Source organism: Atopobium sp. oral taxon 810 str. F0209 (genome assembly GCF_000466405.1).
GTDB lineage: Bacteria > Actinomycetota > Coriobacteriia > Coriobacteriales > Atopobiaceae > Olegusella.
This window is the reverse complement of record NZ_KE952949.1, coordinates 14455-40258: the sequence shown is the minus strand read 5'-3', so window position 1 is coordinate 40258 and position 25804 is coordinate 14455. Positions and strand designations below refer to the sequence as shown.

The window sequence follows — 25804 nt, the reverse complement described above, 5'->3', positions numbered from 1 at the left end:
ACATACGCGCATTCGCGGCAAGCAAATGTGGATAGGTAACCCACCCGTCACTCGTTACAATCTGACCAGCTCATCGCAGGCATTTATTAATCTCTCGTCATGGGAGACCATGATGATAAGATGATCGCGCTTAAGCTGTCCCAAGAGTTCAACAAGAGAGTTGACGCTATCTGCATCAAGGGCGGAGCTCGGCTCATCCATCAGCATAACTGGAGGGTTCTTGAGCAGCATTCGGATGATGGCGACCTTCTGCTTCTCACCACCAGAAAGGCTTACGTTCGTACCGTCGACGATGGTGTCCAGCCCCTGCGGTGCCTTACCAATGAGAGCGGTCAGCCTCAACTGGTCGCATAGCGAGAGCACCTCTTCACGCTCTGGCTGTTCCTCGCATAGCAGGGTAAGATTATTCCACAGACTGTCCTCTATGACCGTGGGTTCCTGCTCGGTAAAACCCACAGATGTACGCCTCAGGCCGTAGTGGTCGAGCGTCCCAAGCTCCTGGTCATCAAAGCAGATTGTGCCCTCATAGTGACCGCACCATTCGCCAGCAATAAGCTTGAGCAGCGTGGACTTGCCGCAACCGTTCCTTCCCAGAAGACCGTAGAGACCGCAGCCCTCGAAGCGGATGTTTGCGCCGCTGATGGTGGGTATGTCGTTGCCAGGGTAGGTAAAGCTGAGATCATTGCAGGATATGACATAAACCTTATCACTGATTTCTATGTCACCATTCTGCTCAAGTGGTGTGTCAGAAAGCTGACGCAGCCTTTCAAAACTTGACCGGCAGTCTTGATACTCGCTGCCAAATTGAGTGAAGTACTCCGCCGATGCCGAGAGCATGGCAAAGTAACTTGCCACTGTTGCAAGGTAGCCAACCCGCATGGCTCCCATCATGATCTGGTAGGCGCCAACAAATATTACTGCTATCTGCAGCACGTCTTTAGCAATCTCCGTCTGCATACCCACGATCGCGCCCACTCTGTTCACGCGATAGACCGCATCGCGCACCGCGCTATAGGAGTCAGAGAGCAGCGTTGCGAACCTGTCAAAGAGAACGTATCGCCTAATGAACTCGACATCACTAAACTCATGCAGTATGACTGAGAAAAAGTTCGCCGCCTTCTCCTTGTATTCCATCCCTCGCTCAAAGACCTCTCTGCGGGAGAGCACATACGCCAAACCCACCGCAAACGTGAGTAGCAAGCAAACAAACGCTAGAGGAAGGTTAATGATGGCGACGAGAGCAATAACAACCACCGTAGTAAGAGCATGTGACAACACCTGTGACCCAGACAGCAAGAAGAACATCGAGATGACCTCGGAGTCGTTGTTGACACGCTTAGAAAGGTAGCCAGGGTCGAAGTCCTTCCCGTAGTACCCCTGCCAAAAGTGCTGCACGCGCGCTATGGCATTGGACTGTAGGGCAAAGGAGGAGTCAAACTGTGTCTTCGTATAAAGCAACGTCACTACATACCCAAGGAAAGCAGACAGCACGCTCAGCAAACCAACCATCACGCACCAGAAAATAACAGTGGAAAAGTCACCTCCCGACACTAGGAGGTTGATTATCCAGCCAGTCACAAGCGGCAAGGCAACCTTCAGCAGCTCTTTGACAAGCGAGAGGGCCATAAAGACAAGGTAGCGACCTCTGTTGTTGATGGACTTCCAACAAAAGGAAAGAAGCTCAAACATGCCAGTTATTCACCTCTGCAATCAAAACGGCTAATCTGTTCCAAAATTTTGCTCAGCAAACAAAAATTAGTGTAGAAAATCTGCGATGCATAAGGTTAGCCATATGCATAAATAATAACCGTCACCTATACCCACCACAATACACACAGGTCGTATCTAAGAATAGAACTACTACACCCCTATTCGCTCTGATGCTCGATGTGCGCCATTTCAGTGCTTAATTAGGTTAATTCTTGATATATATGGTCTCGCCGCAAGCTTTCTACCTGCAGCAATGACAAATCACAAAGTCACGGCAAAACCCGGGAAAACAGCTGTCTCTAAAAACAAGTCATCTACCAGCAGAAATATTGCAATACAAAAAAGAGGTAATGGCGCACATCGCACTTTAGAGCGAATAGGGGTCCAGCGAACCCTATCAATATAAACAATCACTTATCACTAATGCCACATGCCACCTGTATCAACGATATGTAGGAATGAACCATTCAACAACGCCAGCACAACAAGAGCAAAGCATAGCCAAACTGCAACTCTTAACACCTGCGCATTCGCAACAAACGTCCATTCGTAAAGCCTGCTCAACCCACGCAACTGCAATAAGCCCATCAATCCAAACGTCAGAGAAGCGCGTAGACACACCAGCCCATCGGGACTTACAAGAAAGTCCCAGCCTGGTAGATGATAATCCCAGGTCTGCACACCAACGATACGTAGCATTATCAAACCAGTTACATATTCAACAGTAGTAGTTAGCACAATGATCGCCAATAGCTGCACCCACCAGGCGCCTTGTTTGCGCTCCAATCCTAATGCTAGTTCAATCAGTGCAGAACCCGCACCGTAAATCATCAAAAAAGGAATACCGAGACCTCCGTGGGTAAGATCAATAGGCATTTGATTGAGCGGTGCACAGATGAAGACTTCATAAAGCCATCCTACAAGGCCACCTATACAGAACATAAAGGCAACGCGAGTCAAAACTGACATGATTTTGCCAGGCACTGTCTTTTCCAATCGCCCTCCCCCATCCTTTGCCATCAACAATCAAATCTTAGGTGATATTTAAGCAAGTTCCTAATTTGAAAAAATCTTCTTGCATACAGAGAGACATTCGCGTAAGATACTCTCTGCTGCATGTGAGCACCCCCGCTTGCAACTTTGCAGTTATATATTCGGGCGTTTAGCTCAGGGGGAGAGCGCTTCCCTGACACGGAAGAGGTCAGAAGTTCAAATCTTCTAACGCCCACCACAAAAGTCGCAGGTAGGTAGTTTGAACTACCTACCTGTTTTTCTTTTGAGCTTCTTTTGAACATCACATTACGCGGCTCGTGTTTGTTTCTTTTCCTCCTCGGTGCATCGCTGTCCCAAATCTGCTCCAAATGAGATGTATAATACTAATCGGAAAAAATGCATCATGATGCACTATTACCGATTGGAGTGCGTATGAGAATTGAGCGCCCAAAATACCTCGACAACCTCATCAGCAGAATGCACACTGATCAGGCGAAAGTGGTGACAGGCGTCCGCCGTTGCGGAAAGTCCTATCTCATCTTCGAGATCTTCAAGGATTACCTGCTGAAACGCGGGGTATCGGAGACTCAGATCTTTGAGATGGCTTTCGACCGCTACGGAAACAGACGCTACCGCGACTCCAATGTGTTCTACCCATACGTGATAAGCCAGATTGAGACTCCAGGTATGCACTACGTGCTTCTCGACGAGGTACAGCTCCTTGAACACTTCGAAGAGGTCCTCATCGACCTCATTGCCCGCGAAAACGTGGATGTTTACGTCACGGGAAGCAATGCAAAGCTCCTCTCAAAGGACATCGTCACCGAGTTCCGTGGACGCGGGGACGAGGTAAGAATGGCTCCGCTTTCCTTCGCCGAATTCATGACCACATATGATGACGATATCGCGATGGGATGGCAAAGCTATCTCATGTACGGCGGCCTTCCTGCTGTCGCATGTAAGGAAACGCGAGAAGAAAAGATCGATTATCTTCAGCGTCTTTTCTCTGAAATTTATATCAACGACATCATTGAAAGGAACAGCGTCCGCAATAACCGCGCATTGGACGAGTTGCTGAACGTCATGGCCTCGACGATAGGATCACTGACCAATCCTAACAAGCTCTCTGACACATTCCACAGTGTTACTCGATCAACCATCGACCCTGAAACGGTATCTTCATACATCGACTACTTCGACGATGCCTTCCTCCTCGAACGCGCACAGCGCTACGATATCAAGGGCAGACGCTACATTGGCGCACCTTACAAGTACTATTTCTCAGATCTCGGACTTCGCAACGCTCGATTAGGCTTTCGCCAGTTTGAGGAGACACACCTCATGGAAAATGCCATCTACAATGAGTTGCGTGCACGTGGTTACTCGGTCGACATTGGCAACATGACGGTCAGCGAGCGGGATAAACATGGCAAATCCGTACGTAAGCAACTAGAGGTCGACTTCGTATGCAATAACGGCAGCGAGCGGATATACATCCAATCGGCGTACGATCTTCCCGATTCAGAGAAGCTCGCCCAAGAACAGAGATCGCTTCTCAAGACAGGAGATTCCTTTCGTAAGGTCATTGTCGTAGGCAAGCCGATTGAAAGACACTACACAGATGAAGGCATCCTACTTCTTAGCGTCTATGACTTCATGCTCGATGAAAGCGCCTTGCACTGAGTCTACTTCGCGAACATTTCAAATCATGCAATTTGGTAGGTAATATGCAGGGTTTCTTTTATCTCCCTTTACGTACTCTTAAATTGCAGGATTTATATAGCAGAATAAGTTAGGCAAGGCTATCCTAACGTGGATTCCCATGAACGCTGGGTAACACCGTTGGAGGCTTAAAAGTATGTTCTTGATATTTTTCGCTGGCTTATTGGTTGTTGGGCTGGTAATAGCTCTTGCTAAGCTTGCACCACAAAAGCTCTTTCACTTTTTATCCCAGCCAAATTGGATTTCGTGGACATGGACTGGCATTTTCTTTGCATTACTTCTTTTTTTGAGTGTATATGCAGCTTTTGGACTCATTCAAACCCACTGGTTGCCAGCCATCCTATGCACTAGCGTGCTTGCGATAGCAGCCATCGTTTCGCTCTACAACAAGCAAATCCGCACAGCATTCAGCGCTCTTTTAGGTTACCAACGTTTGCTGTTAGAAATTGGCCTATTGCTTGTTGGAACCTTTTTGACTTTCATAGCTATTGAATTGCCTTCTAATCCAGCTATCACCGGATTTTGGATAGAGGGACTTATTCTCGAAAATGTCATCATTCTTTTTATATTTCTGATATTTCATCTTCTCTTTCAACGCACTGGTGCAGGTGCTGTCATTGCAGCATGTCTTTTTGAATGCGCTGGCCTTGCAGAATATTTTGTCGTGTCGTTTAAAGGTGTACCCATCATTGCGAGCGACGTGCTTGCACTCGGCACTGCAGCTACAGTAAGTGGTAGCTATACCTATATTCTCAATGAACGGGTACTTATATCATTTGCAGTATTGGCACTAGCTATAGTTGTGCTTTCTCTAACGCCAAAGCCACGACGTGCAAAAAGGCCTGTTGTTGCGTTTGCAGCCAACGCGCTTGGCGGACTCATCATTGCTGGTATTGCTGTCTTTATTGCAACAACAGTAAGTTTTTCGGAATTTCCTGGCATCAAATACAATGCTTGGATTCCGCTCGACAGCTACCATCGTGAAGGCTTTATTTCATCGTTTGTCACGCAGATTCAATCTTTCCGCCCCGTTCAGCCCGATGGTTATTCCAAAGAAGAGGCCAAAAAGCTTCTTTCAGGCTACGCAGACAAGTATGAAGAAAATCTTGCCCATGCAGACTCTTCCTCCTCAAGCAGCGCTAACTCCTAACTCTCTACTCAAGGTCGAATAACCTGCCGTGTGATTTACCGTCCTACGCTTTTGCGCCTCCACACTTCCGTAATTTCTCGCAAGTTTTCAATTGCCAGCTAAATCTCAAGGGGCATTTTCATGAAAGAATTTATCAACACCAACGTTTCTCGTCGTTCTTTTATTTCAGCGGTCGGAGCTGCTGGTATGTTAGCTACCCTCAGCGCATGTGGCGCAGGTGGAATCAAAAAATCTGCTGGCGCTGCCACAGCAAAATACACCAACACCAAAAAAGCCGTAGCAAGTTCACCCGATTCCTCAGCTTCATATGCTGAGCAGTACGCCCATATTTTTGGCAACACAAAGGCAAGAAAAGCCGCAGAAAAGCAGTTCGACGAGCTCAAGCCCAGCGTGATCGTCGTAATGAATGAGTCCTTCTCCGACCTGTCACTTTTCAACGAGTTAGATGGGACCTACAGAGGCCCTGAGTGGTTTAATTCATTCGAAGGCGGTCTTGCAAAGGGAAAGCTCTACGTCTCCCCTTATGGTGGCGGCACCTGCAACAGCGAGTGGGAAATGCTCACGGGTTGCTCGATGGCATTTATGGGATCAGGTGTCTATCCGTATATGGTCTATGACATGTCTCGTGTCAACAACCTCGCCCGCCAGCTCAAATCCATTGGGTACAAGACGAGCGCCATGCATCCCAATCTAGCGACCAATTGGAATCGTCATATCGTCTATCCTGCCTTTGGCTATGACCAATTCCTCTCTGAACCTGATTTTGGCGTCGCAGAACGCTACCGTAATCTCATTAGCGATACCGCCACTTACGATAAAATTCTCGAGCTACTTGCCGCTGACGAGGCCCCGCAAACCATTCTAGATATCACCATGCAAAATCATGGTGGATACAAGACCAACGCACTACCTGCAAATCTCGTCAAGCAGCACACAATTAAAGGTGTCGATCACCCAAACCTCGACGAGTATCTCGCACTGATGGATATCTCTGACAAAGCTTTACAGGAGTTTATAGATAAGCTTTCCAAGCTCAAGCGCCCTGTAGTATTGGTGCTCTTTGGAGACCATCAACCAGCTCTTGCAGCGCCTTACAATGATGCGCTGGTAACCGATGACTCCAGTGAGCTTGTCCACCAACAGCGTGCTCACACCACCAGCTATCTCATGTATGCCAACTACGACGTTGCAGGTGCCAAGACAGGCACCGTACTCGATACCAGTACAAACTTCCTCATTGCCAATCTTGCACAACTCATCGGAATGCCCCTGAGCGATCTCCAAAAAGCCCAGTTAGTCATGCAGTATCAAGGCATGCATGCAATAAATATGCTGGGCTTCCAAGACAGTGTGGGCGGTTGGCACGATATCAAAAACAACAAGGAAGGCGATACTGCTCAGCTCTGCCAAGACTTGCAAACCCTGCAATATCTAGAGCTCTTCGGCGATGGAGTGCATTACCAGGTAGGCAGCGGAAAGACGGGGACGATTACGGGCCGTCTGCAATAGACTGCTTAAGCAGGCGGCTTTTTGGAACAGCGCGGAAACGCATGCTTTTAGTACATGCATACGTCGAGAACAGCTCCAACTTAGTCAGTCGTTTGGAGATAGTATCTTTCGCTGTACCTCCTCTGTCGTTTTAGGTTAATGAATACAGCATGCAATGCAGGAAGTCCTCTAGAGTTTTGGTACGTGCCAGCCTAGAAATACGACGTGCATCACAGAGTTGGCGAATAATACCATCATAAATGTCCATGAAAATTCCCCTATCCTGCGCATTAAGGGCAATCATCAACACCACGTTAACCCTGCCACCATCCCATTCGATACCCTTCTCGCTCACCAACGTGGCAATGGTGGTGCGCGAGGCGTCCATCTCCATAGCATGAGGGATGGCAAAGAGTCCAAAGAAGCCTGTTGACCCCATGGACTCACGTCTAAGGACCGATTGGGCAAAGTCCTCCCCCACCACACCATAATCCTGAAGCCTCTTTGCCAAAAAGCAGATCGTCTCCTCACGTGTATGCAGACCCTGTTCTCGGAAGAAAACTTCGGGACGGAAGAATCGGGTAGCTTTAGCGGCTTTCAGAGCATCGCGATGCTCCACGAACGAGGTCACGGCAACCTCAACCGCTTGAAAGTCACGTTCTGTAAAGAGAGGAGAAACCCGTACTACTGCGCCTGTTGTTACAGGAATCTCACCAGTAGTTACCAAAATATCCGAATCCACATCAGAGATAGGATCAAAGGCAGTCACGTCCACGTATGCGGCCAGCCTCGTGGAGAGATTGGCGATAATACGGCGGCGAATCCCCTGGTAATCCTCACCGGCCACGGCTATGGTCACGCGTTGCTCACCCATACCCTCAAGGATGATTAGGCCGACGTGAACGCAGATAAATCCCAGCTCGCCTTGAACTACCTTCGCGCCAAGCTCTTCGCCAAGACGATCTGCTACTGCAAGTGATACCTCATAAATAAAAGGACTGTTAGTACGGATACTCTCGGCGATGGTCAGATCTTCAAGCGGATTGGACTTTGCCCGCTTGACCATGGCATACACATGCAGAGCAAAATTGTGCAGCTGTAAATGGTTGGGCGCCGGAATTAGATAGTCAGCAAATACCGAAGTAGCTATGGCAGTTACCTTGATCTCAAACTCCCGTGGCATACCCCCAACGGCAAGCTCGTCCGCCACATTGGTAGCGCGAACTCTTCCCGCCAGGAGTGAGGCAAGGTAGTCAAGATCTTCCTCGCTAGGGCTCAGCGGATGCAACTTGCCATAGAGGCGGCAGATTTCGCGTGCCATTCTCCACTCGCATGACTCACTTGCAACAGACACAGCATCAGTGGTTGGGGTAATAACCATACTGTCCCCGACTGACGCAGTCCCAGGTTTTATAAAGAAAAGTGCGATAGTCACACCAACTGCTAGATCTTGACCGTACCCCTCGGGAATCGTGAGATTACAAGCTAATGCTGCCTGCTGCAAAATGTCTGATACTTCATCAATCCTTATACCTTTAAGGTCACGAGCGAAAGCCTCGGTCAGCGAGAAGGCAGGGCCAACTTCATCCATGACCAGCTGCCCCATAAGCCTGCGCCGTGAACACTCGTTGCCCTCCACCCGCAGGTACCCTTTGGTGCGGCATAAGGTGAGGCCATGCTTATCTAAGATATCCTTGACCTCCTTGAGCTGACGCTCGACGGAGCTTGTACTCTCGTAAAGTACAAGTGCTAAATCATCAACAGTCAACTCTTCCCCTGCAAGAAGATGCACCATTATCTGGTGGTCTGGTGCAGGACAAGTAGCATCGCGGGCATACTCGCGAATCATGGTACTGGCAGCAAGCGTAGGCAAATAACCTCGGTTCGTACTAATTAAAACCTGTTCATCACCGTTGATGCGAGCTATATCAGTCTGTACCGTACGCAGCGACACACCTAGTCGACGGGCTAACTCAGAACCCGTAACAGGACCGTCACCTGCAAGGACCATTCGCAGAATAGCTTGCTGACGCTCGCTTAGGTTCACCATGTCGCCTCCCCACCTCATCCGCTTCCTAGATGCATCTGCCATACCCCGTTTCTCACAGGCCAAGCAGTACAAAAACTATCTGTGGACAAACATATAGTCGCGCAATTTACACGCTATGTCGTCCACAGAGCTGCCATACGGTCATCAGCATCTGCGGGATACCCCGCAAGTCGCGAGTGGAAACTCTGAGATACACAACTTATATTCACGGCCATGCATACCACCAGCCGCTGTTAGCGGCATACCGACGAGGGAGGTGCCATGACCCAGGATGAAGCGCAAGCAATCTCGTTGGAGATCATCGCTAATGCGGGTGATGCCTTCAGCAACTTTTACCAAGCTGTAAACAGCGCCCGCGAAGGCAGCTTCGATGAGGCAGATCGACTAGTCGAGGAGGGCAAGAAGGCGCTCAACAAGGCACACAATGCCCAAACCAGGATGCTCACCGAAGAGGCTCAGGGCAAAGATGTACCCGTAGGAATTATCGTCGCCCACAGTCAGGATCATCTGATGTCTGCGATTCTCTTCGAGTGTGTGGCAAAGGAATTTATCGTGCTCTACCGCGAGAAGATCCAAACTGCAGAAAAGCAGGTTGTAAGCGAGGAGGTGACATCATGAGTGCCTTCCTCTGGGGTAGTGCCACCGCCGCCTACCAATGTGAGGGTGCTTGGAACGAAGACGGTAAGGGACAGTCCAATTGGGACGTCTTCTGCCACAGTGAGAAGAACAGCATCAATCCAGCAACTGGCGATACCGCTTCCGATCACTATCACCGTTTTGAGGAAGATCTGAATCTGATGGCTGCAGGTGGCCAGAATGCCTACCGGTTCTCAATTGCTTGGACTAGGATTATCCCGAATGGTACTGGAGTAGTAAATCCAGAGGGCATCGCACACTACAACGCCGTAATTGATGCCTGTCTTGCCCGCGGTATCGAGCCTGTGGTGACTCTTTATCACTACGACCTACCTGAGTCCCTCTTTGTCGCAGGTGGCTGGGAGAATCGCCGAACCTCGGACGCATTTTGTGCCTATGCCAAGGCCTGTTTCAACGCCTTTGGCGACCGCGTGCGCACTTGGTTTACCGTCAACGAGCCCAACTATGACACTCTCTGCTGCTACGGCATCGGTAACTACCCGCCCAACATCAAGGATCTCTCTCGTCGGTGGCGAGCAATGTACCACATGCTTCTTGCTAGCGCCAAGGCAGTTACAGCCTTCCGCGAAGGAGCTTACCAAGGCATGATCGGACTGGTAAGTGACTCCTATGCTATTGAAGCACACAGCGATACTCCCGACTACCAAGAAGCAAAACGCCTAGCCGACCTCTTCTACAACCGCAGTGTCAATGATGTCGCAGTGCTGGGTCAGCTACCGACAGAGCTTATTGACAAGTTGCGCTCCGAAGGTCAGATCTTGGACTACCTGCTCCCCGGCGATCAAGAAATTTTAGCTGCTGGCAAGGTAGATATGCTAGGTATCAATGCCTATGACCGCATGCTGGTCAAACCTTGCACTACCAGTCAGACCTCGCTTTCAACCAACAACACTGGCACCGCTGATTCTAGCAACGAAACCAATATTGCAGGCTGGTTCTCAGTCGATGAGGATCCTACTACTCAGAAAAATGCTTGGGGAATGGAGCTCTATCCCAAATCAATCTACACCCTGCTGCATCAACTCAATGATCGCTATCCAAACCTTGTGTTCATGATCACTGAGAATGGCGTGGGTTATCGTGACCAGCTGGTTGATGGACAGGTACACGACACTTATCGCGTTGATTTCCTTAAGGGCTTCGTAAACTGGACGCTCAAAGCACGGGAGGAAGGCTGCGACGTTCGCGGCTACTTCGTATGGTCCACCATGGATCTCTACAGTTGGATTAATGGCTACGCAAAGCGCTATGGCTTGGTCTACGTAGATTACAACGATAACTGCCGCCGTATCCCAAAGGATAGCTACTACTGGTACAAGGACACAATCGCAGCTTGGAACCAAAAGGAAGGAAGGTAAGCATGGAGAAGTTCACTGAATGGGTTGAGACACACCTCGCCCCGGTTGCCAACAAGATGAGCCGCAACCGCTATATCCAGGCAATTCAAAACGCGTTTCTCACCCTAATTCCCTTCATTACAATTGGATGCTTCGCGCTCATCATCGTCTCGCCCACCACTGATCCCACCACCATGGATCCTGGTCTAATGCGCACCTTCATGGAGGGCTGGACTGCTGTAGCTGGCGCACTTGATCCCTTCCTGGGAAGTGGCGTACATAACCTAACCGTCGGCTGCCTAGCCCTTTGGGTTTCGATTGGAATCGGCTACTACCTGGGCAAGTCCTACGGCTATGAAACCCTTTTGCCTGCTGCCCTCTCAGGTGCGTCCTTCTTGATTTACTCCGCCAATCCAGGAGACTGGACCATCGATACCACCTACTTCGGCTCCACGGGTCTATTTGCCGCCATTATCTCCTCTTTCTTCACTGTTGAGTTCTATCGCAACCTTGAGCAGCGCAAAGTTGGTCACATTGAGTTGGCTGGAGCTGGCGTTCCCCCCGCGCTATCCGACTCTTTTGCTGGTCTGATTCCTGTGGGCATTGTTCTAGTAATCAACTCCATAATCTCCTATGCGCTGCGTGCTCTCACTGGCTCCCCACTACCTGCCCTCATGACTCTGGTTATGAGTCCTCTGGTAGCTCTAGCCTCTAGTCCTGTAGGCATCATCGTCTTAGCTTTCGTTGTTGCACTCCTATGGTGGTTTGGCATTCATGACTCTGTCATCACCAGCCCACTGGATGTCATCCTCTATGCCAACCTTGGAGCCAACATGGCTGCCTTCGCCTCTGGTACCTCGCAGTACGCTCTACCTTTTATCGTGGATGAGTCCTTCTGGTGGATTTTCCTAACAATCGGCGGCTCTGGCGCCACTCTCGCTCTTGCCATTCTTTGCTTCTTCTCTAAATCCAAGCAGATTAAAACTGTGGGAGAGCTTGCCATCATCCCTGCCTTCTTTAACATCAACGAACCAATCATCTTTGGTCTACCCCTGATGTACAATCCCACAATGCTCATCCCCTTTGTCTGCGTGATGCCTATCAATGCCTTGGTAACATACTTAGCCATGACTTTCGGTTTGATTTCACATTGCGTTGCTTATCCAGGTTGGAATCTTCCTGCACCCATCGGCGCCTTCCTTGCCACCATGGACATCAAGGCTCTCTTCTTTATGATTGCCCTGATCGCCCTTGACGGTCTGCTCTATTTCCCCTTCTTTAAGGCTTATGAGAAGAAGAAACTTGAGGAAGAAGCCGACCCTTCGCTTGCTGAGTAAGGGTATAAATAAGGGGGATGGTCAGGTAAGCTGAATCATCCCCCAGCTTTTTACGTTTGCGCAAAAAGATTTGCGCACCAAGGAGATATACCATGAAAATCCTGCTTGTCTGCAACGCTGGTATGAGCACAGGCATCATGAGAATCAAGCTCGAAGAGGAGGCAGAAAAGCGCGGTCTGAATGCTACCGTTAATGCTGTCCCCATGTCCACACTCGATGACAACGCTGAGGGGGCAGACATCATCCTCCTAGGCCCTCAAATTCGTTTTGCCCTTAAGGACATCCAGAATTCCTATGGTAATAAGGCTGCTGTCATGGTTATCAAGCCTCAAGACTTCGGTCAAATGAAAGCCACCAAGGTTCTTGATGAGGCTCTAGCACTTCTGGACTAAAGTCTATCTCCAAAGAGCTTCCACTCACAGTTCAATAGCGGGTGATTTTCTTGTCCTGCGCAAAATTTTCTTGTCCTGCGCGCAAAACGCGCGGGACTGGATTGGTAATTCGTAAAAAGCAGGGGCTTCAGAGCGCATCTGAAGCCCTTTTCCTACTCCACTTTTGCCGTAAAGGTCTTTGAGAAGACGCCCGTCACCAGCTTGCCCTCAGCATCCTTAAAGCTGTATTTCTTGCTTTCAAACGAGGTAATTTTGTCGCTTGTGGTGTACGGGACTTTAACCGTACAGCTCTGCCCAGGCGCTATCTCAGGGTCATTTTCTGCATTCCAAGACTGATCATACGTGACGATATTCCCATCAGCATCCAGCTCATATACATCAATAGACTTAAATGTCACTAGTGCATCCGTGTTGTTTTGGATTTTGAAGCGCGCAGTACTCACGTCATAACCGTCATCCGAACTAGAAAAACCTACGATGGTCAGCTCATCGACATGCTGGTCACTTGCATAACCCGCATCCTTAACTTCTTTTACCGAAGCAGAGCTCACTGCAGCCTCTGGGTTAAAACGAATAAGCGACAATCCATATTTAGTTTAAACATAACACCAAGTTATACTCTCGCAAGATATGTCTCAAACCAAAACTTTTCTCTCCGGTAGTAAAGATCGTTTCCTTTCCGCTAAATAGGCTGGGATTGCCCCTGTGGAACATTTATTGTGCTGCGGACAACCTTCATTGTTTTTGAAGCTAATTCATATACTTCTGAAAAATCGCCGTCACAAAAAGCGCTAGGTTTAACCATCCATGTACCGCCACAAGCAATCACAGCTTCATCTGAAAGATACTCGGCTAAATTATTTAAATTAATTCCTCCTGTTGGCAAAAATCGATGCAATGAAAAAGGTCCACGAAGAGACTGGATTGTTGATAACCCTCCAAACTGCTTTGCTGGGAAGAATTTGGTAACGAAAATACCCATATCTTCAGCATTCATAATCTCACTAGCAGTAAGTGCACCTGGTATAATGGGTATGTTGTGACTGGTACAATACGCAATGATCCCCGAGTTGTAACCAGGACTTACTATATATTTGGCTCCAGCATCAATAGCTTGTTTAGCTTGGCCAATATTCAAAATTGTTCCAGCTCCCACCTCCATATTAGGAAAATTTTTTATCATATTACTGATAACATCCGCCGCAATAGATGTCCTAAAAGTAATTTCCGCAGACGGCATTCCTGCATGAATCAATGCGTCGGCTAACGGTAGCGTATCATTAATATCATTGAGAATGACTGTTGGTATCACTCCAAGAGTTTGAAGTTTTTCATAAAAAATTTCAAACATTTTATCCTCTTTTAGTAATTAAATTTATATATTTAAATAAATAATTAGATCACAGTGAAAAAGTCCATACCTCAAAACAACCATGACGGTATGGACTTAAACCTTATAAACCCATACTCAACTCAGTAATGGAATTTGCTTAGAGTAACGTTCAATGAGTCTCATATTATTTGCCTCGGTATTATCTATGTTACCACTTAAAAATATGGGAACCTCAATATCTTGTCCTGCTAAAAGCTCAATGGCATCCGCAAATACTGAATTTAAAATGAAACACCCTGCAATAGTAGAAGCTGGTGCAAATCGCAAATTTTGTGCTTCAATTTCTAAAGTGGTATCTCCTCTTTCTATAAAATTATCTATGAAAACATCTACAACTTGATTTAACAATTTGCCAGAAGGATGCCTAGATTTAATAGAAAAATACTTTGAAGAGGTGATGCCTATTACAGTTGATCCAACTTTTTTTCCTCTAAGGGCAACATCTATGGGGACAGGATTTCTACCAGAGGTGGAAACTACAATTAAAGTATCCTGTGAGGTAATATTAACGTCGTTAATAAAGGAATTTGCATAGCCAATACGCTTTTCTAGATGAGAAGATCGTACGGCACCTTCATGAAGCATAAGCGATTCTACCAAAATCGGCGAAATATTAGCCAACCCACCAGCTCTAAAAAACGCCTCCTCTGCAAGAATATGAGAATGTCCACAGCCAAATATATAGACAAGTCCTCCGCAACGTATTGACTGCGCTATTGCCGACGCAGCGCTAGAGAATGACGCACCATTAGAATCACAAATTTGATTTAAAATGCTGATAACTTTGTCGAAATATTGTTCGTGAAGCATTATCTTCACTTCCCATTTATAATAACCTGTTCGAATTGAATAATTTGAACTGCTTTCTCTAAGGTATGGTTTACCAACCATTCACCTTTTTCTTTAGTAGCAAACTTTGCATCACCCAATACTGCTGTTTGAGAGAAAGTACTCCACGGTGTCGGCGTATAGTCTGCATCAATTGGTAAAACAGGCTCATCATTAATTGCAAGTGTCATATCGACAGCATCTGGATCAAGATACAACATTAATGATGTCTCTATTTCGCATGCATGAATATATGTATGATGCGCTGAAGGACCTTGACGCACTTCATTTGCAAGTATTTGCAAGTCTGGATAAAACATGTGCACAACCCTCATATCTTTATGAAGATCATACAAGGCACGTGCCCCATCTTTTAGTGCTGTCATATTCCCAAGATGAGAGCTAAATAAAATTAGCAAACGCGAGCCATTATTAAATAGTGATTCTCCTACGCTAACAATTAGTCGTGAAAGGGTATCGTTCGAAACGGAAATGCTTCCAGGAAAGTCCCGAAGACTAAATACTTGACCAAATGGCATGGTAGGAAGAACAAGACCACCTATTCTTTCTGCAAGTAATTGGCTATAAGCATTTGCCAGCCTAATATCCGTATCGAGAGGTAAATGTGGTCCATGAGCTTCAATCGCCCCAAAAGGGAAAATAATGGGGGTATCTGCATGTAATTCAAGGCCAATTGTTTGTGTTGTCAGACTCGCATAGTTCATTATTTCTCACTAATCCTTAAAAGCAAAGCAACGCATAGGATTTGAAACAAAGAATTTTTGAATCAGCGCATTGCCATCAAAGCCGGCGAAGTAAGCTTCATCAATAAAACGAGGGACCCATTTTTCTTTGATATAACTTAAACCAGGCCCAAAATCATAGTGTTTGTAATAGGATCGACGTGCAGTATCTCCGCTTATCAGGATTTGGTCTTCAAAGCCTTCTTTAACTAAATAAAGAATTTCAGCAATTCGCGCACTTTCAGGACCATATTTAATCTTATTAATACCATCAAAAGACACAAAAGCACCAGTCATCGCAATTTGTTTATGGTAATAAGGATCAAGATTCCTATCCATATGCCCAAAGCTTACGAACTCAGGAGAAATACCTTCACTCCTAAGGATCTCTATCTGTTCCAAAGCCATTGTTCCATTTTCTGTATGCGCATGAATAGGAGCTTTTGTTTCTAAATGTGCGCGAGCAACAGCACGTATCGTTTTTTCTTCCAATGGAGAGATGCTGTTATATCCAGTACCAAATTTTACTTGTCCAGCCCTATAAGAAGAATCTTCAATTCCCTCTTCCACTTCATGAATGACATAGTCAGCAAGTTCATTAATGCTTCTATCTTCAATCCATTCTGCATATGTCTCGTAGCTACCGAGGATATTTCTTAAACGAGGAGAAAGCTGTGCATCCCAAAGAAATCCTTTATTGAAACCGCCCGTTCCAATAATTTGAACACCAGTTTTGCGACTAATTTCAGCAACATCTTCAATACATCTGCCGTAGTCGATAGCTGTCGCATCAACAATAGTCTTACCACCTAAATTGACAAAATCTTGAACATCTTCACAAGATTTTTCAGGGCAATCTAGTAAAAGGTCATAAGCAGAACGCTCTTGCCAGTGAGCAGGAATACATACGATGTGCTCATGAGAATATGTAAATCCCATTTGCTCAGGAGCTATATCCTCGAATAATGTACGAACAAATGACATGTGATCACCTCAATAACAGAAGAGCCTGGAATCCAGATATTTAAAAAAGGAGTAAAAGTTTAGACAGTAAACCAACTATCGGACCCAGAATAAACATGTCACAATCAGCTGCCCAAAGTGCGGTATCAGGAATTGTTGTTCCAATGAAGAAGGTCACCATTACGTATTGGCCCCAAGCAAGGAGAGTGGCACAGAGAAAACCGCCAAGTAAAGCCCCCCATATACCACCTGTTTTGTTTCCAAAAATACCCGCGACTGCACCATGGAAGAAAAGGGCAATCATAGGAGGCACAAACACATAGCTAACTGAACTACCCAATATAGCCATCCAAATAAGTGCTCCTACAAATGCTCCAAGAAAACCAAAAACAACCGAATTGGGAGCAAAAGTGTAGAGGAAAGGAGCATCGAGCGCTGGCTTTGCACCAGGAACAACTTTCTGGGCAATCCCTTTAAACGCAGGGACAACTTCACCAATAAACATACGGACACCAGTCAATACAACCGCGATACCCGCTGCAAAGGTAAATGATTGGATAAGAACATATACAATAAAATTCTGCGTTCCTGAGCTTGCAACTAAAGCATCAGCTTCAGAAGTATGCTTATTTAAAACTAATATTGCACCAATAAGAAAAAGGACACCCATAGTCAATGCGGTAATGACATTAGAATCACGAAGGAACGCCAATTGCTTGGGAATTTGCAAATCTTCTGCATCTTTCTTTTTTGCACCGAAAAGCTTTCCACCAAAATATCCAAGAATACCAGCACTGCATGAGGTGTGCCCCAACGCAACCGCTTCCATACCAGTTACTTTTTGAACGAGAGGTTGAATAATTGCTGGCTGAAAAGTCCAATAAAGACCAACAATTAAAGAAAGGAAAATTGTAAGAGGCCAAAAGTCAACGTGTCCACCAGTTGCCTGCACCGCAATACCAGCGAAAATTACAGTTACCCAGTACATCATGTGACCCGTCAGATATACATACTTAAATGGAGTAAAACGTGCAAGCAAAATATTTATAACAAAACCGAATGTCATAGCAATAGCAACTGCGCTACCAAACTGATTGGTAAATGTGTCCTGACCCATAAAATTACTAATGGCTGTGGAACCAATTCCAAATACTTGCTGATAAATTGGACTAAAAATACCTAGAGCACCAGTGATTACACTTGAGCCAGCATTAATAATAAGGAATCCAATAATCGCTTTACTCGTCCCAATAATAACTTGACTTACATTCTTTCCTTGTAGCAAAAGTCCTACACAAACTATTGCTCCAAGCATAATAGCGGGAGTACCAAAGATATTATTTGCTATCCAACTAAACACGCCCATAAGATCCTCCCCTTATCCGAGCATTGACTTCACTGCAGCAAAAACTTCTTTTTCATCAAAATAGTTATTTACTATTACGACGGGAGCAGGCGCGCCCCCACTTTCTTCCATCGTGTCAGCTAACTCTTTGCTTGTAACAATAAAATCTGGATGCATACCTTTAGCAGAGGACACATCCATATGTTCTACCTCTGCTTCAACACCTAACTCTTTCAAAACAGACTCAATGGTCATACGCAGAATTAAACTTGTGCCTTGACCGAGTCCACATACTGCTAGAATTTTCAAGACAATTCCCCTTTCAAAATTGCTAATTCCTTTACATTCTCAATTTTGAGAATGTCCTCCACACTTGTTGAATTGACAAAAACGACAATCTTCTTCAATGCCTGAATATGTTCTTCGCCAGAATATGAACTCAAACCAAATACCACGCTAACTGGATCATTTGCGACACACCCAAACACAACTGGTTTTTTTAACGTAACAAGTGAGACGGCAGAACCCAGGGATCCGTCCTCAGGTCTCGCATGAGCAATCGCAATTCCAGGAGCTATAACAAAATATGGCCCATTATCACGGAACGAAGCAAGCATGGCGCTAACATAACTAGGTTCTGCCATCCCCGCATTTACCAGCAACCTGCCGGATTCCTTAATTGCCGCTTGTGGACTTTCTGCAAAAAAATGAAAATGAAGTAAATCTGCTGTAAGAAAATTCATTTTTAGCACTCCAAAATATTCGCATCATTAATTAAGTGAATGAGTTCTTCTGAGGTCGAAGCGCTGAAAATCTTTTTACGTTTTCCTTCATTCTTTAAAACTGAATAAAGGGCTTTCAAAGCGCCTATATGAGAATGATGATCCTTTGAAACGATTCCAATTACCAACCATACTGGGTCATTATGCAAATGCCCAAACGAAACAGGTTTTGAGAGCTTTAGAATACTTATCGCACTTCCAAGAGCTCCTTTTTTTGGATCAGCATGAGGCATTGCTATTCCAGGTGCGATCACCACATACGGACCATTAGCTTCAATATTCGAAACCATAGCGGAAGTATACGATTGGGTGGCTTTGCCTATTTTAACGAGCAGTCTTCCCGACTCTTTAACTGCATCTTGCCAATTATGCGCACAAAAATCTATCTCTACAGCTTTTCTGTCGATAATAAATTCAAGATGTTGATTATTAGTAATAGAGGAACCGTTATTAATAGAATCGAACCCATAATAAATAGAAGAGTCTTTATGTAATTGCTCACTTACCGTATCTTCGAAGTACTTCTTTTTTGCAACATGATTCACTGACTTATCAATTTTGACACCGCCTGAATGTTCGGATAGCAATGCAGAAATGTTTGCAATGTCGTCATTAGTTAGCAGAGGAGAAACTACGACAACCCTACAAAGCGAGCTTGTAAATGGAACGGTAGATATCACTAAATCGATATCACCTTCATTAATTCGAGACATCGCCCCAGCACTCGAAAATATCCCGATTATTTTAAGATTAAAAAGAGTCTCGATTTTAGCTTTTACTAATAATGAGGTCGATATTCCAGAAGAGCAAACTATTATCACTCTATAGACATTAGGAACTTGCTGACGCCTACGTTCAAGCGCAGCTGCAAAAAAAAGTGTTAAAAACGAAGCCTCATCCATACCAAACTTGGTATTTAAGCCATTCTCTAAAACAGGCATCGCGTTCAATACATGCGAATATATCTCTCCATACTCGTCCTGAATAGAATCTCTTAACGGATTGGGAGTATATTTCTTCTTAAGAGACAATATATATGTCAGCCTAATGTGATTAAGCAAGCCTACAAAGAGATCATCATCTATCTCAAGTTGATAATTTGGATAATTTTTTGCAACTGCAAAAATGAAATCTCGAGTATAAATGTTACATAATAGCCAGCTATCGTCTCTGTCGATTTCATCTATATGCAGGACACGCGCTTCTGAAAAAAGCTCACTCAGATATTGAATTTCTTCATTAGGTAATTCGTTAGTTTGAAAAATTCTTGAAAGTAATAAACTACTTCCCCGAATTGCTTGATTTATCGAGGAAACATTGTATTTACAAAAGTCATTATCCCCAAGCGACGTAACCGTATGACCTGATGTAAAGCGCAATACAGAAGCTAGCATCAAAAAAACTAACCGATCAACAGCGTCATCTGTATATTCTATGTTTGCAGTATCTTCTAAAAGAAGGACGTAATTTCTCAGAGAGTCTAGATCTTTCAACACGTCAGCTTGTACCGAATAGCATTGATTTTCAGTAAGCTTCTTCGCAAGGTACTCTCGAATTTTCCGCTCATCACCAACGACACAATTACCTTTAAAAGGCTCCGATTCAAGAGTAAATCCATTAGAAAGGAAATCTTCCCGCAAGAAAGACAAGTCTCCCTTTATTGTATTGCGCGACTGGGCAAATTCATTCATTAGTGTGGCAATACTAAAAAACCCAGGCTGACATAGCATCCATTGAGCCAAAAGAGTTCTTCTAGAGTCGCTATATTGAAAACGGATATCTGTATCCTGTATCAATGCATCAAAGCTGACAGGGCAAGAACCTTGAAGGCTTATACAAGCTTTTTTTACAACAACTTGAGCATTACTATGCTGCCTTAATAAATAATTAAGCCGATTAATATCAGAGTAAATTGTCCTCTTGCTAACCATTTGGCTAGAAGCCAAATCCTCAATAGAAATAGGTTGCGTATGAACAAGAAGGGCCTCGTATAGTGTTCTGAGACGACTAAACATTCATCCACCTCCTATATAGTATCTTGTAAATAATGCTATACAGATGAATGAATCATACAAAAGACTATTTGCTTCGACTTTTATGAAAGAAAAGGGTTAAGGCGCAACTCTATGCTAGGAGAAACTCAAATGGATGATCTGGAAAGATACGTCGCAAAGCGATCACAGGAGAACCCATCTTTCGCTGAGGCTATAAAAAAACCGAGGCAGAATACGAGGTTATGCGACTCATCGCAAGCGCACGAAGCGATAAGGGCATGACGCAGAAGGAGCTAGCCGCTGCATGCGGACTCAAACAATCCAACATCTCCCGCCTTGAATGCGACACCACAAGCCCAACGTTAAAAACACTAGAGCGACTCGCTGCAGGTCTTGGAAAGAAGTTGCGTATTTCCTTCATATGAGTTGAGCAGAGCGGAGCCTACCTACTCCCTCTCAAACGCAGTTATCAAGGACTGAACAGCAAAATTCTCCGCGCGGACAAGCTCGTCAAGGGGAACTTCGGAATCCTGTCCAATCCAAGCTTTATACATGCCCAAAAGTCCAGATACAACAAATGTCACAAGACAAATCTCAAATGGTTTTTCTTTGCCAAACCCATAGGTATCGTCTTCGAGCATGGCATCAATCAGCGGCTTTTCTATAAGCTCAATCACACGTTGTATAGAAATATGCTGAGCAATTCCCGTGAGCACATTGTCATCAAGACCAATCTGCGCGCTCAGCTCTTGTATGAGCGTTGTCTTTTTATTAAAAACATCTGAGCTACGCAGTATCGAAACAATTCGTGAAGCACTCTCTCGTGCAATCTGATCTATCAATGCTTCAACAGATTCATAATGCACATAGAATGTTTTCCTATCAATATCTGCTTCCTTTGCTATGGCAGTAACACGAATCTTGTCCACTTCCATCTCACTTGCCAGCTTATAGAAAGCGTCCCGTATAGCACGGTCGGTTTTCCTATACCTACGATCACTGTGATTGAGCGCTTGCTCGTACGGAGACATCCTATCGACCTTCTTACTCTTGTCTTCTTACTCAAATTGCAAAAAAGTGTGACTTTATCAACATATATGAATCAATTGGCAATTGCTCTCCTGCTGCGACAATTATACCCTACAAATATCCGTTATACCACAGTGGGTAATAAGTGAGAGGGGTACCTATGAAGGCAACAGATCAGGTCAAACGAGCAGCGTTAAATAAAGCTGTCGACTATCTTCTTGAAGATCCTGAGCACAATGCAACAAAACTTCTCGATGCTATCGATAAGATTTTGCCTAGAAGTGTCATGGGTTCTCAGCGAGATTTCATTCGTACGCAGCTTAGTGAGGGAACTGCTGGTCACGGCATTATCAAGCAAGTAATGAATCTCAATCCTGATATGCGCGATCGTCTTGTCCATACTGCCGTTGTTGATGCAACTCTGCTCGCTTGGCAAAAACAAGAAGAAATGCGCGTAAGTGAAAATTGCAATATTCCCTGGGCAATCCTTATGGATCCGACAAGCGCTTGCAATCTCCATTGCGTAGGTTGCTGGGCAGCAGATTACGGAAACCAACTCAATTTATCCTACGAAGATCTTGACTCTATCGTCTGCCAAGCAAACGAGCTGGGCACTCACTTCTTCCTCTTTACCGGCGGAGAGCCACTCGTTCGCAAGCATGACATCATCAAACTCTGCGAGGCACACCCAGATTCGCTCTTCTCTGCCTTTACGAATGCCACGCTCATTGATGAGCAGTTCTGCCAAGACATGGTACGAGTTGCCAATTTTGTACCCGCAATCTCAATTGAGGGCAATGAGCAAACAACCGATGCTCGCCGTGGACAAGGCACCTTCTCTAAGATTTCAAACGCGCTTGAGCTTCTGCGCCAATACAAGCTTCCGTTTGGTGCTTCATGTTGCTACACGTCCCAAAATGCCGAGACAATAGGAAGCGAAGCATATGTCGACTGGCTTGCCGAGCAAGGATGTCTCTTTGAGTGGATTTTTACCTACATGCCTATTGGTAAATCCGCACCTGTAGATCTTATGGCAACCGCCAAGCAGCGCGAGGATATGTACCACTTTGTGCGCGAAGTCCGCGCCAAGAAGCCAATTTTTTTGATGGACTTCTGGAATGATGGTGAATACGTTGGTGGCTGCATTGCGGGCGGTCGTCGCTATCTTCACATCAATGCGGCCGGTGATATCGAGCCCTGTGCATTTGCGCACTATTCAGACTCCAATATTCACGATACCAAGCTGCTCGATGCTCTCAAGAAGCCTCTTTTTGCTGGTTATCGTGATGCCCAGCCCTTTAACGATGACCTTCTTAGGCCTTGTCCTATGCTTGACAATGCTGGTGCACTTGCCCAGCTTGTCAAAGCTGTTGGTGCAAAATCCACCGATTACACCGCACAGGAAAGCGCCGATGAACTCTGCGCTAAGTGCGCCCCTGCAGCAGAACAATGGGCTCCTGTTGCCCATCGTCTGTGGACAGATGAGCAAAGCAACATGCATGAGAAACGTATTAAAATCAATCAAGGTATGGCCAACAGTGATGTCGACAAGTTTGAACGCTTGGGACGCCCAGGCCGTACAGCGACCGATCCGCAAGAGGTAGATCTCGATACTGCTGATGACAGCTACGAGTCTCTCACGGAATGGCGTGCAGAGAAGTATGACCAGCTTATGACCGCTGAGAAGTAAGCTTTTCGCTTAGCGCCTAGATTTACAAGGCATCTCAGCGCAGAAAGGATCCTTATATGTCTCGCTCGAGCTATCTGTTCACATCTGAATCTGTCACCGAAGGACATCCTGACAAAATAGCAGATCAGATTTCTGATGCTGTCCTTGATGCACTCATCACCAAGGAGTCCAAGCTTGAGTCCCAAGGCTACATTTCCCCTACTGGTGTTCAGGCTCGTGTTGCCAACGTACGTTGTGCTGTCGAAACACTTCTCACTACTGGCACGGTGATTATTGCTGGCGAAGTTCGCACAGCATCGTATGTAGATGTTCAACAGATAGCTCGCGAGACAATTCGTCGCATAGGATACGACCATGCAGAGTATGGTTTTGATTGCGATACCTGCGGTGTCATGAACATTATTCATGAGCAAAGCCCTGATATCGCACAAGGAGTAGACGGTAGTTTTGCTCGTTTGGAAGAAGACGAAATTTCCCGCATTGGTGCCGGAGATCAGGGTATGATGTTTGGTTATGCCACAGATGAGACAGACGTTCTCATGCCTATGTCTGCTCATCTTGCAAATCGCATGGCAGAACGCCTTGCCCATGTACGGAAAGACGGGACTCTTCCCTATCTGAGACCCGATGGAAAAACGCAGGTCACCATACGCTATGAGGACGATATCCCCAAAGAGGTAACAGCGGTAGTGGTATCAGCCCAACATGCTAAGAGCGTATCGCTCGAGCAAATTCGTAAAGATATTTATACATACGTTATTGTTCCCGTACTAGAAACATCTGGTCTTAACTGGAACAATCTCAAAACGTATATCAACCCAACAGGTCGTTTTGTAATAGGCGGTCCCACGGGCGATACAGGTCTCACAGGCCGTAAGGTTATTGTTGATAGCTATGGCGGTATGGGACGACATGGCGGTGGAGCATTTTCTGGCAAAGATTGCACAAAAGTAGACCGTTCTGCAGCGTATGCAGCACGCTGGGTAGCAAAAAATGTAGTTGCAGCACATCTAGCACATAGATGCGAAGTAGAACTCGCCTATGCCATTGGCATACCCGAACCTGTCTCGATTACGGTAAATACCTTTGGCACAGGAGCTGTGCCTGATCAGCAGATTGTTGCTGCAATCAAGGCAGTATTTGATTTGCGCCCTGGAGCTATCATTCGAGATCTCAAGCTGCATCGTCCCATTTATGAGAAGACCGCCGCTTATGGACATTTTGGTCGAGAAGACCCCGATTTTACTTGGGAGCGCACTGACCGCATCAATGCCCTACGTGATGCGCTGCATACGACCAGCGCCAGCGCCTAGGCATACAAAAGTAGCGCCACGCATCAACGCTCGCTCTCATACTCTGTTCTAAGAATTGAATACCAAACCTCATCACAGATTCCCTGGTTGTTCACGCCCGCCTTTCGCCATGTGCCCTCATAACTCATTCCGCATTTTTTCATAACTCTTTCCGAGTTTGGATTATGCGAATCATGACAGGCTCTGACACTGGTAGCGTGAACTATGTTGAACAAAAAGCCTATTACAGCGGTAAGGGCTTCAGAAGTAATACCCTGTCCCCACCATTTCCTACCTATGCAATAGCCAATATCAAATGATTCGGTTTTTTCATTTATCCTGACAACGCTGATGCTACCAATAGGTTCATGGATATCTTTCAGCTCGATCGCCCACTGATAATTTGCTGGATCGTTCAATTGACTTACCCAGTTGGCAATAACTGCCCTTGTCACTTCTACACTACTATGAGCAGGCCACGTCAAAAACTTTGTCACCTCAGAATCAGATGCCCAATTCCTGTACATAGGTTCAGCATCTTCTAAGCTGAACGGTCTCAGTATCAAGCGGTCGGTTGTAATTATTTGTGTTCCTTTATGCTGCATCACAAACACCAACCTTCATCAATTGACATTTATTTTCTTCTCCAAATTAGCAGTTCATTATAGTTAGCGTATAAAAAAGTTCCCACAAGATTCTCTGTTTTTTGCATCACACATAAGATGTATTTCCTCCGCATCAATACATGGAAGCGTAGTATCCATATTTGTCATCGTCCTATAATTCAATTACTCACAGATCAACACCAAACGCCACATATCATTTCAAATGGCTCAGCCCTGCTTGCCAAACGCCACACATTCTTTCAGGCAGCACGGCCCTGCTTGCCAAACGCCACACATCGTTTCA

24 protein-coding genes and 1 tRNA gene are annotated in these 25804 nt (G+C 45.7%); 11 read left to right on the top strand and 14 right to left on the bottom strand.

Translation table 11 applies throughout. The features are described from left to right. Positions 1-54: 54 nt before the first annotated feature. A complete protein-coding gene (locus tag HMPREF9069_RS04380) occupies positions 55-1689 on the bottom strand; it encodes an ABC transporter ATP-binding protein (protein ID WP_021625955.1) in 1635 nt (544 codons plus the stop codon). 441 nt (positions 1690-2130) lie between these two features. Beyond that, the gene (locus tag HMPREF9069_RS04375; protein WP_035438474.1) at positions 2131-2706 is read right to left on the bottom strand and encodes a putative ABC transporter permease; all 576 of its coding nucleotides are present in this window, start codon (positions 2704-2706) and stop codon (positions 2131-2133) included. A 160-nt stretch (positions 2707-2866) separates the two neighbouring features. Between HMPREF9069_RS04375 and HMPREF9069_RS04370 the strand changes: the two genes are divergently transcribed. The 4 genes from HMPREF9069_RS04370 (at position 2867) to HMPREF9069_RS04355 (ending at position 7084) form a co-directional block, all read left to right on the top strand. Next, positions 2867-2941 (top strand) — tRNA-Val (locus tag HMPREF9069_RS04370). Positions 2942-3135: 194 nt separating this feature from the next. Next, positions 3136-4386 (top strand): ATP-binding protein, encoded by a 1251-nt coding sequence (locus tag HMPREF9069_RS04365; RefSeq protein ID WP_035438472.1) that lies wholly within the window; start codon positions 3136-3138, stop codon positions 4384-4386. 175 nt (positions 4387-4561) lie between these two features. Continuing rightward, positions 4562-5575 (top strand): hypothetical protein, encoded by a 1014-nt coding sequence (locus HMPREF9069_RS04360; RefSeq protein WP_021625952.1) that lies wholly within the window; start codon positions 4562-4564, stop codon positions 5573-5575. 120 nt (positions 5576-5695) lie between these two features. Next, positions 5696-7084: an LTA synthase family protein gene (locus tag HMPREF9069_RS04355; protein ID WP_021625951.1), complete on the top strand. Its 1389-nt coding sequence runs from the start codon at positions 5696-5698 to the stop codon at positions 7082-7084. Between the two features lie 130 nt (positions 7085-7214). On the opposite strand, the gene HMPREF9069_RS04350 is transcribed toward HMPREF9069_RS04355, so the two are convergent. Then, on the bottom strand, positions 7215-9113 hold the full coding sequence (locus HMPREF9069_RS04350; RefSeq protein WP_035438470.1) for a BglG family transcription antiterminator: 1899 nt from the start codon (positions 9111-9113) through the stop codon (positions 7215-7217). A 261-nt stretch (positions 9114-9374) separates the two neighbouring features. On the opposite strand from HMPREF9069_RS04350, the gene HMPREF9069_RS04345 reads away from it, so the two are divergent. The 4 genes from HMPREF9069_RS04345 to HMPREF9069_RS04330 all read left to right on the top strand — a co-directional run bounded on the left by HMPREF9069_RS04345 (position 9375) and on the right by HMPREF9069_RS04330 (position 12836). Next, positions 9375-9731, top strand: coding sequence for a PTS sugar transporter subunit IIA (locus tag HMPREF9069_RS04345; RefSeq protein ID WP_021625949.1), 357 nt, complete (start codon positions 9375-9377; stop codon positions 9729-9731). Further along, positions 9728-11128, top strand: a complete 1401-nt coding sequence (locus HMPREF9069_RS04340) for a glycoside hydrolase family 1 protein (protein ID WP_021625948.1) — start codon at positions 9728-9730, stop codon at positions 11126-11128. Before HMPREF9069_RS04345 ends, HMPREF9069_RS04340 begins: the two co-directional genes overlap by 4 nt. A 2-nt stretch (positions 11129-11130) precedes the next feature. After that, positions 11131-12444, top strand: a complete 1314-nt coding sequence (locus tag HMPREF9069_RS04335) for a PTS sugar transporter subunit IIC (protein ID WP_021625947.1) — start codon at positions 11131-11133, stop codon at positions 12442-12444. A gap of 92 nt (positions 12445-12536) precedes the next feature. Next, complete coding sequence (locus HMPREF9069_RS04330) at positions 12537-12836, top strand: PTS sugar transporter subunit IIB (RefSeq protein ID WP_021625946.1); 300 nt, start codon at positions 12537-12539, stop codon at positions 12834-12836. A 152-nt stretch (positions 12837-12988) separates the two neighbouring features. On the opposite strand, the gene HMPREF9069_RS04325 is transcribed toward HMPREF9069_RS04330, so the two are convergent. From HMPREF9069_RS04325 to HMPREF9069_RS04285, 9 genes are all read right to left on the bottom strand, one after another. Further along, complete coding sequence (locus HMPREF9069_RS04325) at positions 12989-13387, bottom strand: hypothetical protein (protein ID WP_035438469.1); 399 nt, start codon at positions 13385-13387, stop codon at positions 12989-12991. Between the two features lie 131 nt (positions 13388-13518). Continuing rightward, positions 13519-14187 (bottom strand): bifunctional 4-hydroxy-2-oxoglutarate aldolase/2-dehydro-3-deoxy-phosphogluconate aldolase, encoded by a 669-nt coding sequence (gene eda, locus HMPREF9069_RS04320; RefSeq protein WP_021625944.1) that lies wholly within the window; start codon positions 14185-14187, stop codon positions 13519-13521. A gap of 117 nt (positions 14188-14304) precedes the next feature. Continuing rightward, complete coding sequence (locus tag HMPREF9069_RS04315) at positions 14305-15039, bottom strand: SIS domain-containing protein (protein ID WP_035438467.1); 735 nt, start codon at positions 15037-15039, stop codon at positions 14305-14307. Between the two features lie 5 nt (positions 15040-15044). Next, positions 15045-15782: a creatininase family protein gene (locus HMPREF9069_RS04310; RefSeq protein WP_021625942.1), complete on the bottom strand. Its 738-nt coding sequence runs from the start codon at positions 15780-15782 to the stop codon at positions 15045-15047. Positions 15783-15791: 9 nt separating this feature from the next. After that, on the bottom strand, positions 15792-16784 hold the full coding sequence (locus HMPREF9069_RS04305; RefSeq protein ID WP_021625941.1) for a phosphotriesterase family protein: 993 nt from the start codon (positions 16782-16784) through the stop codon (positions 15792-15794). 40 nt (positions 16785-16824) lie between these two features. Next, positions 16825-18129 (bottom strand): PTS ascorbate transporter subunit IIC, encoded by a 1305-nt coding sequence (ulaA, locus tag HMPREF9069_RS04300; RefSeq protein WP_021625940.1) that lies wholly within the window; start codon positions 18127-18129, stop codon positions 16825-16827. A 12-nt stretch (positions 18130-18141) separates the two neighbouring features. Further along, on the bottom strand, positions 18142-18417 hold the full coding sequence (locus HMPREF9069_RS04295) for a PTS sugar transporter subunit IIB (RefSeq protein WP_035438466.1): 276 nt from the start codon (positions 18415-18417) through the stop codon (positions 18142-18144). After that, positions 18414-18851: a PTS sugar transporter subunit IIA gene (locus HMPREF9069_RS04290; protein WP_021625938.1), complete on the bottom strand. Its 438-nt coding sequence runs from the start codon at positions 18849-18851 to the stop codon at positions 18414-18416. Before HMPREF9069_RS04290 ends, HMPREF9069_RS04295 begins: the two co-directional genes overlap by 4 nt. Positions 18852-18853: 2 nt before the next feature. Beyond that, positions 18854-20905 carry a BglG family transcription antiterminator gene (locus HMPREF9069_RS04285; RefSeq protein ID WP_021625937.1) on the bottom strand — a complete coding sequence of 684 codons (2052 nt, stop codon included), beginning with the start codon at positions 20903-20905 and terminating at the stop codon, positions 18854-18856. Positions 20906-21126: 221 nt separating this feature from the next. On the opposite strand from HMPREF9069_RS04285, the gene HMPREF9069_RS09755 reads away from it, so the two are divergent. After that, entirely contained in the window at positions 21127-21309 is a 183-nt protein-coding gene (locus HMPREF9069_RS09755; RefSeq protein WP_084170320.1) for a helix-turn-helix domain-containing protein, read from the top strand. Between the two features lie 21 nt (positions 21310-21330). Here the strand turns inward: HMPREF9069_RS09755 and HMPREF9069_RS08845 are convergent, their stop codons facing one another. Continuing rightward, a complete protein-coding gene (locus HMPREF9069_RS08845; RefSeq protein WP_021625935.1) occupies positions 21331-21915 on the bottom strand; it encodes a TetR/AcrR family transcriptional regulator in 585 nt (194 codons plus the stop codon). Positions 21916-22073: 158 nt separating this feature from the next. On the opposite strand from HMPREF9069_RS08845, the gene HMPREF9069_RS04270 reads away from it, so the two are divergent. Together HMPREF9069_RS04270 and metK are read left to right on the top strand one after the other, a co-directional pair. Beyond that, a complete protein-coding gene (locus HMPREF9069_RS04270) occupies positions 22074-23603 on the top strand; it encodes a radical SAM protein (protein WP_021625934.1) in 1530 nt (509 codons plus the stop codon). 56 nt (positions 23604-23659) lie between these two features. Further along, the gene (gene metK, locus HMPREF9069_RS04265) at positions 23660-24916 is read left to right on the top strand and encodes a methionine adenosyltransferase (protein ID WP_021625933.1); all 1257 of its coding nucleotides are present in this window, start codon (positions 23660-23662) and stop codon (positions 24914-24916) included. A 23-nt stretch (positions 24917-24939) separates the two neighbouring features. On the opposite strand, the gene HMPREF9069_RS04260 is transcribed toward metK, so the two are convergent. Continuing rightward, complete coding sequence (locus HMPREF9069_RS04260) at positions 24940-25500, bottom strand: GNAT family N-acetyltransferase (protein WP_021625932.1); 561 nt, start codon at positions 25498-25500, stop codon at positions 24940-24942. Positions 25501-25804 lie beyond the last annotated feature (304 nt).